The following is a 13,951-nucleotide window of genomic DNA, read 5'->3' on the forward strand; positions in this document are numbered from 1 at the left end:
CTGCGAACCGCACGACCCGAAATCTCCATCAGACGCAAGCGCAAACGCTCAGGCTGGTCCAACGACTTCGCTCGATCCATCATCGGCCAAATGCGATAGCCCTGTGGATGAGGGGGCGCCCTCTTGACCTGAGCCCCCATAGCGCGCATCGGCGGGGCCGACGAATCCGCTTGTCGCACTGCAGCACGGCCGTGCATCCCATCGGGCATCGCCCATGGATAGCCGAGCAAGGAAGGCAAGCTCCATAACGAAGGGGAATTGCCCACCATGACACAGGTCGGACAGGACACGCTCGGCACCCGCAGCACCATGACTGTCGGCGGCAAGCAGGTCGCATACTACTCGTTGAAGAAGGCCTCGGAGAAGATCGGCGACATTTCCCGCCTGCCCTTTTCGATGAAGGTTCTGCTGGAGAACCTGCTGCGCTTCGAGGACGGCGGTTTCACCGTCTCCACCCATGACGTCCAGGCGATCGCCGACTGGCAGAAGAACCCCGTCACCGGCAAGGAAATCCAGTATCGCCCGGCCCGCGTGCTGCTGCAGGACTTCACCGGCGTTCCCTGCGTGGTGGACCTGGCCGCGATGCGCGACGCCATCGCCAAGCTCGGCGGCGATACCAGCAAGATCAACCCGCAGGTTCCCGTCAATCTCGTGATCGACCACTCGGTCATGGTCGACGAGTTCGGCCATCCCAAGGCTTTCGAACAGAACGTCGAGATCGAGTACCAGCGCAACTACGAGCGTTACGACTTCCTCAAGTGGGGCTCCAAGTCGCTCGCCAACTTCTACGCCGTGCCGCCGGGCACCGGCATCTGCCACCAGGTCAACCTGGAAAACATCGCCAGGACCGTGTGGTCGAGCGAGGACCAGAACGGCGAACTGATCGCCTATCCCGACACCTGCGTCGGCACCGACAGCCACACCACCATGGTCAACGGCCTGGGCGTGCTGGGCTGGGGCGTCGGCGGCATCGAGGCCGAGGCCGCGATGCTCGGCCAGCCGGTATCGATGCTGATCCCCGAAGTCGTGGGCTTCAAGCTGACCGGCAAGCTCGCCGAAGGCATCACCGCCACCGATCTCGTGCTCACCTGCACCCAGATGCTGCGTGCGCACGGCGTCGTCGGCCGCTTCGTCGAATACTATGGCCCCGGCCTCGCCTCGCTGAGCCTCGCCGACCGCGCCACGCTCGCCAACATGGCCCCGGAATACGGCGCGACCTGCGGCTTCTTCGGCATCGACGACAAGACCATCGACTACCTGCGCCTCACCGGCCGCGACGAGGAGCAGATCGCGCTCGTCGAAGCCTATGCCAGGGAGCAGGGCTTCTGGCTCGATCCGAACGCGCCGGAGCCGGTGTTCTCCTCGGTCCTCGAACTCGACATGTCGACGGTCACGCCCTCGCTCGCCGGCCCGAAGCGCCCGCAGGACAAGGTCGCGCTCGACAAGGTCGACGACGTCTTCAACAAGGATCTTGCCGAAGTCTACAAGCACGACGGCTTCAAGCGCGTCCCCGTCGACGACAAGGGCCACGACATCGGTGACGGCGACGTCGTGATCGCCGCGATCACCTCGTGCACCAACACCTCGAACCCTTCGGTGCTCGTCGCCGCCGGCCTCGTCGCCAAGAAGGCCAACGAGCGCGGCCTCAAGCCCAAGCCCTGGGTCAAGACCTCGCTGGCGCCGGGCTCACAGGTCGTCACCGACTACCTGAAGAAGGCCGGGCTGCAGAGCCACCTCGACGCCATCGGCTTCAACCTCGTCGGCTACGGCTGCACCACCTGCATCGGCAACTCCGGCCCGCTCGCCGAGCCGATCAGCAAGGCGATCAACGGCAACGACATCGTCGCCGCCTCGGTCCTTTCGGGCAACCGCAACTTCGAGGGCCGCGTCTCGCCCGACGTGCGCGCCAACTTCCTCGCCTCACCGCCGCTGGTCGTCGCCTATGCCCTCAAGGGCACGGTGATCGAGGACTTCGTTTCCACGCCGATCGGCCAGGACAACGACGGCAAGGACGTGTTCCTCAAGGACATCTGGCCGACCAACGAGGAAGTGACCACCGTGATGAACGGCGCCATCGACCGCGCCATGTTCCAGAACCGCTACGCCGACGTCTACAAGGGCGACAAGCACTGGCAGGCGATCGACGTCACCGGCTCTGAAACCTACAACTGGCGCGCCGGTTCGACTTACGTCGCCAACCCGCCGTACTTCGAGGGCATGGAAATGACCCCGGCGCCGGTCTCCGACATCGTCGCGGCCAAGCCGCTCCTGATCCTAGGCGATTCGATCACTACCGACCACATCAGCCCGGCCGGCTCGATCAAGGCCGACAGCCCGGCGGGCAAGTGGCTGATGGATCATCAGGTCGCCAAGCACGACTTCAACTCCTACGGTTCGCGCCGTGGCCACCACGAAGTGATGATGCGCGGCACGTTCGCCAACATCCGCATCAAGAACGAAATGGTGCCGGGCACCGAAGGCGGCATCTCGCGCTTCGGCAACGAGGTTCTGCCGGTCTACGACGTGGCGATGAAGTACAAGGCGCAGGGCACCCCGATGGTGGTCGTCGCCGGCAAGGAATACGGCACCGGCTCCAGCCGCGACTGGGCGGCCAAGGGCACCAACCTGCTGGGCGTGCGCGCCGTGATCGTCGAGAGCTTCGAGCGTATCCACCGCTCGAACCTGGTCGGCATGGGCGTGCTGCCCCTGCAGTTCAAGGACGGCGACACCCGCGAGAGCCTCGGCCTGACGGGCGACGATGCCTTCACGATCCTGGGCGTCGCCGACCTCAAGCCGCGTCAGGACGTGGAAGTCGAAGTGACCCGGCCGGACGGATCGAAGTTCACCTTCACCGCCCTGTGCCGCATCGATACCGCCAACGAAGTCGAATACTTCATGAACGGCGGCATCCTGCAGTACGTGCTGCGCAAGCTGGCGGCCTGACCCGGCGCCGGCCTGATGGCTGAGAAAGACCCCCCGCCCCGCGCAGAGCAGGGCGGGGGTTTTCTTTTGGCGGAGACGCCGACCGCCGCCTCTGCCCTGCCGGGAACGTCAAAACAGCCTCATGGAGCCATACGATGAGCGATGAAGAATACGTCTATGACGAGGAGACCGGCGAGTGGATGCCGGCATCCGAACTGGAGCAGCGCCAGGCCGCGTCCGGCGGCCAGGTGGAAGTGCGCGATGCCGTGGGCAACCTGCTGGAAGACGGTGATCAGGTGACCCTGATCAAGGACCTTGTCGTCAAGGGCGCCGGCCAGACTCTCAAGCGCGGCACGCTCATCAAGTCGATCAGGCTGACCGGCGATGCCCAGGAAATCGACTGCCGCTATGAAGGCATCAAGGGATTGGTCCTTCGCGCGGAATTTGTCCGCAAGCGTAGCTGAACGGCTTGCTCCGGCGCGATCGGCGGCTTTCGAGACGCCGGTTCAAAGGCAATGCGGCGGCGCCCGTAAGAGACGATAAAGGGCGGCGCCACGAAAGCGCCGCCCTCCCCCCGGTAAACGGGTATCAGCCTGGAATCAGGCGTTCGTCTTGCCCCGCGCGAGGCGGCCACGGCCGACGATCGCGGCGGCTGCGGCGCCGAACAGGATCAGCATCGGCGGCGCCGGAACTTCGTGACCGCCCGAGCTGGTGCTGGTCGTTCCGCCCGAGGACGACGACGTGCTCGACGAGGTCGAGGAACTGGTCGAAGAACTCGAGGACGTGCTCGACGAGGTCGAAGACGACGAGGAGCTCGAAGACGAAGACGACGAAGAGCTGGTGCTGGTGACGTTGCCCGAACTGGTCGAGGTGGTCGATGTTACGCCGCCCGAACTGGTCGAGGTCGTCGAGGTGACGCCGCCGGTCGTCGAAGTGACGCCGCCTGTGGTAGAAGTCACGCCGCCTGTGGTCGAGGTCACGCCGCCGGTCGAGGACGACGTAGACGTCGACCCGCCGCTCGTGGTCGAGGTGAGGCCGCCGGTGGATGTCGACGTGGACCCACCGCTGGTGGTCGAGGTGAGCCCGCCAGTGGAAGTCGACGTGGACCCGCCGCTCGTGGTCGAGCTGATGACGACATTGCCGCCGCCACCGCCACCGCCGCCGCCGAAGAACCCGCCGAAGAACCCTCCGCCGAAGCCGCCGATCGGCCCGCCCCCGATCACCACCGGGACACCGCCGCCACCGCCCGTCTGCGGCGGCGCGGGCGGAATATAGGGCGGCGGCAGCGGCACCATGGCCATCTGCGGCTGCTCACAGCAGGTGCGTTTGACGATCTTGCGCACGCGCTTGGTCTCGCGCGGCTGCTCCTTGCGAACGACGCGCTTCACCGGCTGGGCCTTTTCGACCTTGGCCTGCTTCACCTTGCGGTACTGGACCTCTTTCGAAGGCGTCTCCGCGACATGGACGGCGCCGCCACCGATAACTGCGCAGCCTGCCGCACAGGCAGACAATTTCGCAAGGGCCATCCGAACCGACATAAGCGATGCTCTCTTCGTTACCTCTGAACCTTTCCGGGATGCCGGAGGGGCATTTCCAGAAAGTCCATCTGGCACAAGCATCACCGCAGAGTGCTTAACGCCACAACCGCGTTAACCGCGATTCCGGCGTCCCGATGCGGGAAACCTGGTTAATTAATCGCGAGGAACCCGGGACTGTGCCGAAACGGGACTGTGCGGGGTGCGCTTTGTAAACGTGACCGACTGGTTTTCGAGCCTAGTCAGCCGATTGGTCCGAATCGAACAGTCCGCCCTGCGGCCCGTCCGGCGGCGTGAGTCCCAGGTGCGTCCAGCCCCGGTCGTTGAGGCAGCGCCCGCGCGCGGTGCGGGCGACGAGGCCGAGCTGGATCAGATAGGGCTCGATCACTTCCTCGATCGTGTCGCGCGGTTCGGACAGGCCCGCCGCCAATGTCTCGACGCCGACGGGGCCGCCCTTGTAGATATCGGCGATCATGTGGAGATACCGGCGATCCTGCGCATCGAGGCCGATGGCATCGACCTCGAGCCGAGTCAGCGATTCATCGGCGATACGGCGCGTTATCACGTCGCTGCCGGCGACATGGGCAAAGTCGCGCACCCGGCGCATCAGCCTTCCGGCGACGCGCGGCGTGCCGCGCGCGCGGCGGGCAATCTCGGTCGCCCCGCCCTTGTCGATGCCGATGCCCAGCAGCCCCGCGCCGCGCGTGACGACGTGCTCCAGTTCCTCTACGGAGTAGAACTGCAGCCGCACCGGAATGCCGAAACGGTCGCGCAAGGGCGTCTGCAACAGCCCCTGCCGCGTTGTCGCGCCGATCAGGGTGAAGGGCGGCAGGTCGATCCGCACCGAGCGCGCCGACGGCCCCTCGCCGATGATGAGATCGAGCGCCCGGTCTTCCATCGCCGGGTAGAGCACTTCCTCCACCACGGGATTGAGGCGGTGGATCTCGTCGATGAACAGCACGTCGCCATGTTCGAGATTGGTGAGCAGCGCCGCGAGGTCTCCTGCCTTGGCGATCACCGGCCCCGAAGTGGAGCGAAACCCCACCCCCAGCTCTCGCGCGACGATCTGCGCCAGCGTCGTCTTGCCCAGCCCCGGCGGCCCGAAGAACAGCACATGATCCATCGCCTCGCGCCGCGACTTCGCGCTCTCGATGAACACGCGCAGGTTGTCCTTGGCCCCCGCCTGCCCGACGAACTCTGCCAGCATCTTGGGCCGCAGCGCCGCGTCGGCATCTTCGGCCTGGCGGGTAGAGGTGAGGATGGGGTTATCGGTCATTTCAAATTAAACCCGATCGCAACAACACCTGCGATAAAAAACATTGCCGACGCCCAACCACAAAAATTGGATGCGCACTTTGTGGGCTTGAGCTGCTTCTGCATTTTCAGCTTTGCTTTGGCGAGTGCCTTCAAGTCGATGTCGCCAGATTCAATGGCCGCAAGCCAAAATCCCGATAACGTCCCGAGAGGCGCGACCATTCGCTCAGTGGATTTCATCGTAAAGAATGCAAGGAGTAGTGCGAAAAACACTCCGATCGAGAAGGCTCCCCCTCCCAAAATCATCGCCTTTCCGGAGATCTTTTCCGCAGTGAGAATGGCCACAGCACTTCCACCATTCACGGCGAGCAATGATGCCAGAAGCCAGCGAAATGTGGCACCGTTCTCGTCGAGCAATCGCGCCTGTAAAGCGAGGCTGTTAGAGAATTCAACCTCCGCGACCCTTCGAATAAGCGCCCGTTCCTGATCGTCTCCGTCCATTATCACCCCGCCGCCTTCTTCAGCGCCACGCGCACCAGGTCGTTCAGCTCCGCGTCCTCGCCAAGCTCTCCGACCGCATGCGCCACGGCCGCGTTGGCGATGGCGGGCTTGAAACCCAGGTTCTGCAGAGCCGAGACCGCGTCGGCGCTCGCCGAGCCCGCCGGCACGGTCGCCGCCGCGACACCGGGCGCGCCCGGCAATCCGCCTGCCTTGTCCTTCAACTCGTTGACGATCCGGCTCGCCAGCTTCGGCCCGACGCCGTTGGCGCGCGCGACCATGGCGCTGTCCCCGCCGGCGCAGGCGCGCTGCAGCTCCTCGGTAGTGAGCGCCGAGAGGATCGCCAGCGCCACCTTGGAGCCGACGCCCTGCACCATGGTGAGCAGGCGAAACCACTCGCGTTCGGCGGCGGAGGCGAAGCCGATCAGGCGCTGGTCGGTTTCGGAGACCTGCATTTCGGTATGCACCACCACGCGGTCGCCGCGAATGCCGAGATTGTCGAGGGTGCGGGCCGAGCAGTGGACGAGAAAACCGACGCCGTTCACGTCGACGATCGCCCAGTCGGCGCCAGTGTCGTCGAGCACTCCGGTAAGCTTGGCGATCATGGTTTGTTCCTATGGCACAGCCGGGAGTCGCGCGGCAAGCGCAAACTCCGCAAGCCTCGGTGACATTGCCCGCCGGGCGGGTTATGACCCGTCCCATGGGGAATACCGGGGGCATCGGCGCGCGGGGCCGCGGCATCAGCTGGCAAAGCAACGAGCGGACCTGGCAACTGGCGATACTGGCGATCGTCGCGCTCGCGGTGGTGCTGCGGGTTCACGCCTTCTCGCCGTTCGACATCAGCCACGCCGACGAGCTGATGCAGTACCTCGAACAGGCCAACCGCATCGCGACGGGCCACGGCATCCGACCGTGGGAAACCCGCTATGGCGTGCGTAACGAACTGATCCCGCAACTCCTTTCGCTTCCTTTTTGGATCGGTCACCGGATCGCGCCGGGCACGCTTGCCGGAATGTATCTGGCGCGCGTAACATTCGCGGCGCTGACGCTGATCGCATTGCCGGCGGCCTGGCGGCTTGGTGCGCTCGTCTCGCGCCGACACGCGCTGGCCGCGCTGTTCGTGGTGGCGATCTGGTGGGAAAGCGTGCTCTATTCCAACCTCCTGCTGTCGGAGAGTCTCGGCGCAGCGATCCTGTTGCTTTCAGCCGCGCCGCTGCTCGACGAGAAGGCCGGCGTGAGAGCCTTGCGCATGAGCGGATTCCTGCTGGGGCTGGGCCTTCTCGTCAGGTTCCAGTTCGCCCCGTTCGCCGCAGTGCTGTTCCTCTACGCGGAGTGGCGCGACAGGCGCCGTATTCTGCCGCTTGTCACCGGCGGAATAATCGCGGCGGCACTCGGCGCGGCGAGCGATCTCGCACGCGGCGCGGCTCCGTTCTCGTGGGTCTTCGCCAATTTCACCATGAACATCGGTGAGGGACGCGCCGCCGGCTTTGGCGTCAGCGGACCGTTTCAGTACCTTGTGGACTATTACTTCCATTTTGGCGCGGGCGCGTTGATCTTCACCCTGCTGTGCGTGCTCCTGGCCGGACGACGCTATTGGCCGCTGCTGTGCGCTGCCGTGGTGACAGTCGCCGCGCACAGCCTGATCGGCCACAAGGAATACCGCTTCGTCTGGATCGCCACGCTGACCCTGCTGGCGCTGGCAGCGATCGGCTCGCTGAACCTCTTCCGGTTCCTGGCCGACCGGCGCAGGCCCGGCAGCGGCGATGGGCCGGTCCCGCTGGCAGCGACGCTGGCGGTATGGGCGCTGCTATCGCTGTCCTCTTTCCAGATCACCGGCGGCTATTCAGCGTTCCGTGGCGGCGGCGCGCTTTCGAAGCTTGCGGCCATGGCAGGCGCACGGCCGGACGTGTGCAGACTGGCGGTGGTCGAAGCCTACTATGCCTACGTGGCGCCTTCGATCATGCCTCGCCGAGTGCCCATCTCAGTCGCGCCCAAGGGTGTCTACGAAGGCACCCGGCCACTCCCCCCGGAGCTTGTCATAGCAGCCGATGCGCTGCTTGCGGAAAAGCGGCCGCTGGGGACGGAGCAGTACCGCCAGGTAGCCTGCCTGACGCTTCCCAGCGAGCGTCCCTGCCTCTACGTCCGACCCGGCACGTGCACACCGGATCCTGTCTACGATTTCCAGACTTCTCTCGAACGCGGAGGCATGTAACCCTCAGCGATGGCTGCCCAGCATGTTGGCGTGCGTGATCGCCACCGCCAATGCGTCGGACGCATCCTCGCCGGCCAGCCCGACGCCCGGCAGCAGCACCTTGAGCATGGCCTGGACCTGCGCCTTTTCCGCCCCGCCCGTGCCGACCAGCGCCTTCTTGACGACTTTGGTGGGATATTCCGCGACGGGCAGACCCGCGCGCGCCAGCGCCAGCATCGCGACGCCGCGCGCCTGACCGAGCTTCAGGGTCGATTGCGGATTCTTGTTCATGAAGACTTCCTCCACCGCGCCCGCGTCGGGGCGGTGGTGGAGGATCACGTCGGTCAGCGCCGCGTCGAGTTCGACCAGCCGCTCGGCCATCGAAGCCTTGGCGTCGGTGCGGATCTGGCCGTTGGCGACATGACTGAGGCGGCTGCCCGATTTCGCGACAATGCCCCAGCCGGTGCAGGTGAGGCCGGGGTCGAGACCGATGATGATCAGCCGAGCTTCTCCATCACCTCGTCCGAGATTTCGTAATTGCCCCAGACGGTCTGCACGTCGTCGTCATCATCGAGGGTGTCGACCAGCTTGAGCAGCGTGCTCGCCGTGCCCTCGTCGACATCGACCTTGAGGTTGGGACGCCACGCCAGCTTCACGCCTTCCGCTTCGCCCAGCACCTTTTCGAGCGCGCCGGCGACTTCGTGCAGGCTTTCCACCGCCGTCCAGATGGCGTGGCTTTCGCTGTCGCTCTCGACATCGTCGGCACCTGCCTCGATCGCGGCTTCGAGAACCTTTTCCTCGTCACCCACGCTGCCGGGGTACTCGATCAGGCCCAGTCGTTCGAATCCGTGACTCACCGCGCCCGAAGCGCCCAGGTTGCCGCCGTTCTTGGAAAAAGCGGTACGAACATTGGTGGCGGTGCGGTTGCGGTTGTCGGTCAGCGCCTCGACGATCAGCGCGACGCCGCCGGGGCCATAGCCCTCATAGCGCACTTCCTCGTAGTTCTCGCCGTCGCCCTTGCTGGCCTTGTCGATCGCGCGCTGGATATTGTCCTTGGGCATCGACTGCGCCTTGGCGGCGTTGACCGCCGCGCGCAGACGCGGGTTCATATCCGGGTCGGGCATGCCCATCTTGGCCGCGACCGTGATTTCGCGGGAGAGCTTGGAGAACATCGCCGAGCGCTTCTTGTCCTGCGCGCCCTTGCGATGCATGATGTTCTTGAATTTGGAATGGCCTGCCATTGCTCGCTTCGTCTGCTCGGGTTTAGCGTTGAGCCGCCCCTAGCCCACGGACGCGCCGGGGGCAATCGTCGTCCCGGACTTGCTCCGGGACCGCGGGCCATCTTTAGGCGCGACATCGGATCGGCGCGCTTTCAGGCCAGGCGTTTTTGCGAGAGGTTTCGTCTAAAGACCGCCACCGTTCCCGACGTGCGCCGGGATGACGGTGTCCGAAGCTGGACAGCGGTCCCGGAGCAAGTCCGGGATGACGGATCAGCCCAGCCCCAGCGCGGACTTGTATGTATCCAGCACCATTTCCATTTCCTTGCGGTCGTCCGGCTTCATCTTTCTGAGACGCACGATCTGGCGCATGATCTTGACGTCGTATCCGACCGCCTTGGCCTCGTTGTAGACGTCGCGGATATCGTCCGAGATGCCCTTCTTCTCTTCCTCGAGGCGTTCGACGCGCTCGATCAGGAGGCGCAGGCGATCGTCGGTGGTTTCGGCCATGGGTTCAATGCTCCGGTCATGCAGTGTGAATCGATTGACCGGGGCTGATAGCGGCGGCCCGGGATTCGAGCAAAGTCACAGCTGTGGAAATTGCGACTGGGGCGGTGCCTGCTTGCGTCAGCGGGCCGCTCCGAACGTCTCGGACGTGACGTCCCGCAGTTCCCGATAGTTGGGGCCCGCGCCGAACATCAGGGTTCTGTCGCGCCGGAGCGGGATGTTCGTGCCGAACGAATGATTGGTGATGACCGGATAGATGTTCACCGGCGAGCGCAATGCCTGACCTCGGGTCCCATCGGCGTGACGGACAGCCAGGACGATACCGGTCTTCTCGCGCCTGACCTCCGCTGTGTCGGTCAGATAGTTCATGCCCGGCTTGGGCGATTGCGGGAACTCCGGCTCATCCACCGCATAGGTCGCCGGATAAGGGCCTTCGTCCGCATGAAGGACGATCGTGGCGGGCCGCGGCCCCTTCAGGATCGTGTCTATGAGCCTGAGCAACTCCCTGTTGGAGAACTCGATCTGTTCGATATAGCTGCGCACGCGACCGAGTTCCTGCGCTTCGCTGACGCTCTGACATGTTCCGTCGGCCTTGACGACATAGGGCGGATGAGGGACCAGGAAATGGGCAAAAACGTACTTGCGCGCTGGCTCGCCCGCGACTTCCCGCAATCGATCGAACTTGTATTTCGCACGCAGACACTGGTCGCCGCGCCCGTCGGCGTACGGCATGCCGAGCATCTGTGCCAGAACGCCGGGTACCGACTGATTCACAACGGTTCTTGGCAGTTCCCCGATTCTGCGAAACTCGATCTTGCGATCGGCTTGTGAATTGTCGTTCGTGACGTCGGCCCAGCCGCCGGCAAAGATTACCTCATAGCCCTGCCGCCTGAAGAAATCGAAGGCGGCGTTCTTGTCGATCGCCCTGAACATGGGCACAATGTCGTTCTGGTTTCCGAGCCTGGGGGTATAGGCGTCCAGGTAAGAGGCATTGAGGGTAGAGGCCAGCGACAGCGGCGTGATCTGGTAATTGGCATAGGCATCGTCAGCCACGGTAAAGCCGCGTTCGCGCAACGCGGACAGAAAGGCCTTGTTGTCGAACCCGTAACTGCGGGACAAAGTGCTGGCCCCCGCGTACCGGTCCATGACGATGTGCCAGACATCCGGGCTCTGCGCGTTCGCCTGCCCCGGAAAGGCGGCGAAGCTATCGCGTGGATCGGGGCGGCCGCGCTCGATATGCTGCTGCTGGATGATCAACGCGCCCACCATAACGAATGCCGGAAGACCGCTGAGGAGATTCGCGATACCGTTTGCCCGTCGGAAACGCCCGGTTTCCCGAAGCACACGGCGAGACATGTCCCAGGCCAGCGCGGCACCTATTACGATGGCGCCCGACATTACCCACCGGCTTTCGGTGACGACACGGATCGGCGAGGGCAGGTACAGCAGAAAGCCGATCCAGATCGAGGCGATCAGAGACGCGCGCGCCCAGTCTCTTGCCGCGAGCCAGATGCCGACGAGCAGGAGCGCCGCAAGCGACAGAAGCCCAAGCACCGTGGGCAACACCATCTGATAGGAAATGCGCGGGAAATTCTCGATCCAGAGCGGGATGCAGGCGAGAATCGGAATTGCGAACGGCGTAACGGGCAGGCGGCCAAGCCGGGCAACGAACTGACGCATCGGTCAGGTTCTGTCATAGCGCAGCAGTAGCCGGTTCCCGCCCTCGATACGCTGGGATTCGACGACCCGTGCCCGCGCGCGAACGGCGCTGACGAACGCTTCCTCCGTATAGCCGGGAAAGATGTCCTTGCGGGTCGAGAGAAGCTTTCGAACCATGGGATCGGCCTTGTCCGGGAATTCGATGATTCCGGTCGGGGCCAGCGAAACCAGCCAGTCGACAGCCATTTCCAGCGGAACGTTCCGCGCAATCGCCAGGTGATGAATGAACGCGAGCGCAATCATCGAGTCCGCTCTGGACCGTTGCGCCAGGCTCATGCGTTCCATGCCGGCCCATCCTTGGGCAGGGCTCGGATTTGTGGCGTCGAGCCAGAGCGGCAGGACGGGCGCGTCCGAGGCCGAAAACCGCGCGAAGGCACGCTCAAGCGCTCCGAAGTCGAAATCGAAGCCCACGACATTGCCCGCGCCGTTGTCGATGGCCGTCTGGGTGTAGTCACCGCTGTTGCAGCCTACGTCGAACAATTGTCCCGGCCGACATTCGGCGACCATTTTCGCGACGAAGGCGTGTTTGACGGCCCGCTTCTCGGCGTCGTAGCTGTTATTCGTTTCGTAATCCCCCCAGACCGTCGCCGCGCCAGGTGGCGAAAGCCCCGCAATGTAATCGCGCAGTCCGATGAGGATGGCCTCGAGCCGCTTGCGCGTAAGCGAGACCACCGGTTGCCGGTTTTCCGAACGACTCCTGATCGCGCGCTTCTGCAGTCCGCTTTGGCCGACGATATGCGCGATGACGGTGAACGACAGCTTCTCGCGAAAGGAAAGCATCGGAAGCAGGTCTTCGGGGGGAATCCCTTCAAGGCTGCCCCGGTACCACGGATTGGGAGCAATCCCCTTCTTGGCCCACAAAATGAGCGGCGCCAGAAACTGCATCGTGAACTGGCGCTGGGGCACCCACGGCTCGCCTTCAACGTAGGGAACGATCGAAAGATGATCGATGAAAACGGGTTTCGTACCCTTGAACTGCAGATTGTAAGCCGTCGCATCGGACAAGGTGAAACCGTCCGCGAGCAGATCGAGATGAAAGTCGAGGTGAAGCAGGGCTGCGCTCTTCAGCGCGGAAAAGCACCATTCATAGGGATACGAGACAAAATCGAGCCGGGGATGCTCGAGCAGATGGCAAGGCGACGGCTCCATCGAGGCAAGCGCCTCCGGATCGATTTCCTGCATCGAGAGCAGCTGTGTTCGATCGATCGATCGATCGATGACGCCCGCGGCAAGTGCGGCTTCGAATGTATCGCGGCCGGCTTCAAAGACGGCTCGAAAAACGCGTCCGTCCTTTATGACCACGCGCCCCGCAGGATCGCGATAGGATCCCGGATCGTAGTACATCAGTCGGAGACATCCGACGATTCCACGTCCGAATTCCTCTTGCGCGCGAACAAGCCCTTCAGCTTGCGGAAATAGATCTTGCCAGTCAGGATATAGGCCGCGACCGTTCCCACGAGCGCCTGTACCGCCAGGCTGGCGCTGGCGGCGTCAAGATAGGCATGGGCCGCGCTGATCGGGATGACAGTCGTCACCGCCACCATCACGGCAAATCGCACAAGTAATCCCATGTCGTCCACCCACGCTGACAGAAGTTCAATCGAACCTTCCAGCCGACAAGTAGGCCGAGATGGTTATCACGACGTTAAAGCGCGTGCGGAGCCTCGCCTCGGCTCATGCCGAAACCGGCAGGAACCGGAAGTCGGCGAACCGCTCAATGCCCGCCGGCGTTCCTCTTCAGGCTCTCGTCCATGCGCGCCAGCTGTTCGGGCGTTGCTTCGGTCTGGTACTTCGCTTTCCACTCGTCCGCCGGCATGCCGCGGATCAGCGCGCGCGCGGCGGCCTTGTCGCCTTCATAGCCGGCGTCGCGAATCCAGTCCGACAGACAGTTGCGGCAAAAGCCGGCGAGGCCCATCAGATCGATGTTCTGCGCATCGTGGCGATGTCGCAGATGCCGCACCAGTCGGCGGAAGGCGGCTGCCGCGATGGCATCGTCGAGAGCATCGAGAGCGTCGAGTTCGTCTTTTTTGTTCATTTGTCCGACAATCGTCCTTGGTTTGTGAGAAACCCTTTGCCATATGACCCGGCACTTTCGAAAGAGGCAGACA

At 64.0% G+C, this 13,951-nt stretch carries 14 protein-coding genes; 4 read left to right on the forward strand and 10 right to left on the reverse strand.

Features of this window, described 5'->3' with window-relative positions; translation table 11 throughout:
• Positions 1–267 precede the first annotated feature (267 nt).
• The 3 genes from acnA to IEX32_RS01480 all read left to right on the forward strand — a co-directional run bounded on the left by acnA (position 268) and on the right by IEX32_RS01480 (position 4,197).
• Complete coding sequence (acnA, locus tag IEX32_RS01470; protein ID WP_188767591.1) at positions 268–2,943, forward strand: aconitate hydratase AcnA; 2,676 nt, start codon at positions 268–270, stop codon at positions 2,941–2,943.
• A 134-nt stretch (positions 2,944–3,077) separates the two neighbouring features.
• Entirely contained in the window at positions 3,078–3,386 is a 309-nt protein-coding gene (locus IEX32_RS01475) for an alkylphosphonate utilization protein (protein WP_188767592.1), read from the forward strand.
• 277 nt (positions 3,387–3,663) lie between these two features.
• Complete coding sequence (locus tag IEX32_RS01480) at positions 3,664–4,197, forward strand: hypothetical protein (RefSeq protein ID WP_188767593.1); 534 nt, start codon at positions 3,664–3,666, stop codon at positions 4,195–4,197.
• A gap of 498 nt (positions 4,198–4,695) precedes the next feature.
• Here the strand turns inward: IEX32_RS01480 and ruvB are convergent, their stop codons facing one another.
• Genes ruvB through ruvA form a run of 3 tightly spaced genes read right to left on the reverse strand, consistent with a single transcriptional unit; the run spans position 4,696 to position 6,814 of the window.
• Positions 4,696–5,733 (reverse strand): Holliday junction branch migration DNA helicase RuvB, encoded by a 1,038-nt coding sequence (gene ruvB / locus IEX32_RS01485; protein WP_188767594.1) that lies wholly within the window; start codon positions 5,731–5,733, stop codon positions 4,696–4,698.
• Positions 5,730–6,212 (reverse strand): hypothetical protein, encoded by a 483-nt coding sequence (locus IEX32_RS01490; protein WP_188767595.1) that lies wholly within the window; start codon positions 6,210–6,212, stop codon positions 5,730–5,732. Before IEX32_RS01490 ends, ruvB begins: the two co-directional genes overlap by 4 nt.
• 2 nt (positions 6,213–6,214) lie before the next feature.
• Positions 6,215–6,814, reverse strand: coding sequence for a Holliday junction branch migration protein RuvA (ruvA, locus tag IEX32_RS01495; protein WP_188767596.1), 600 nt, complete (start codon positions 6,812–6,814; stop codon positions 6,215–6,217).
• 95 nt (positions 6,815–6,909) lie between these two features.
• On the opposite strand from ruvA, the gene IEX32_RS01500 reads away from it, so the two are divergent.
• A complete protein-coding gene (locus tag IEX32_RS01500; protein ID WP_188767598.1) occupies positions 6,910–8,421 on the forward strand; it encodes a glycosyltransferase family protein in 1,512 nt (503 codons plus the stop codon).
• A gap of 3 nt (positions 8,422–8,424) precedes the next feature.
• Here IEX32_RS01500 and ruvC read toward each other — a convergent pair whose 3' ends face one another.
• The 7 genes from ruvC to IEX32_RS01535 form a co-directional block, all read right to left on the reverse strand.
• A complete protein-coding gene (ruvC, locus tag IEX32_RS01505) occupies positions 8,425–8,901 on the reverse strand; it encodes a crossover junction endodeoxyribonuclease RuvC (RefSeq protein ID WP_188768137.1) in 477 nt (158 codons plus the stop codon).
• Positions 8,898–9,641, reverse strand: a complete 744-nt coding sequence (locus tag IEX32_RS01510) for a YebC/PmpR family DNA-binding transcriptional regulator (RefSeq protein WP_188767600.1) — start codon at positions 9,639–9,641, stop codon at positions 8,898–8,900. Before IEX32_RS01510 ends, ruvC begins: the two co-directional genes overlap by 4 nt.
• A 249-nt stretch (positions 9,642–9,890) precedes the next feature.
• Positions 9,891–10,127 carry a DUF2312 domain-containing protein gene (locus IEX32_RS01515; protein ID WP_188767602.1) on the reverse strand — a complete coding sequence of 79 codons (237 nt, stop codon included), beginning with the start codon at positions 10,125–10,127 and terminating at the stop codon, positions 9,891–9,893.
• A gap of 117 nt (positions 10,128–10,244) precedes the next feature.
• Positions 10,245–11,804: a sulfatase-like hydrolase/transferase gene (locus tag IEX32_RS01520; RefSeq protein WP_188767604.1), complete on the reverse strand. Its 1,560-nt coding sequence runs from the start codon at positions 11,802–11,804 to the stop codon at positions 10,245–10,247.
• A gap of 3 nt (positions 11,805–11,807) precedes the next feature.
• Positions 11,808–13,187, reverse strand: coding sequence for a class I SAM-dependent methyltransferase (locus IEX32_RS01525; protein WP_188767606.1), 1,380 nt, complete (start codon positions 13,185–13,187; stop codon positions 11,808–11,810).
• Positions 13,187–13,414 carry a hypothetical protein gene (locus tag IEX32_RS01530; protein WP_229735780.1) on the reverse strand — a complete coding sequence of 76 codons (228 nt, stop codon included), beginning with the start codon at positions 13,412–13,414 and terminating at the stop codon, positions 13,187–13,189. Before IEX32_RS01530 ends, IEX32_RS01525 begins: the two co-directional genes overlap by 1 nt.
• Before the next feature lie 143 nt (positions 13,415–13,557).
• On the reverse strand, positions 13,558–13,878 hold the full coding sequence (locus IEX32_RS01535) for a DUF1244 domain-containing protein (RefSeq protein ID WP_188767608.1): 321 nt from the start codon (positions 13,876–13,878) through the stop codon (positions 13,558–13,560).
• Between the last annotated feature and the right edge of the window lie 73 nt (positions 13,879–13,951).

It is taken from the genome of Novosphingobium endophyticum (assembly GCF_014640675.1).
GTDB classification, from domain to species: Bacteria; Pseudomonadota; Alphaproteobacteria; order Sphingomonadales; family Sphingomonadaceae; genus Novosphingobium; species Novosphingobium endophyticum.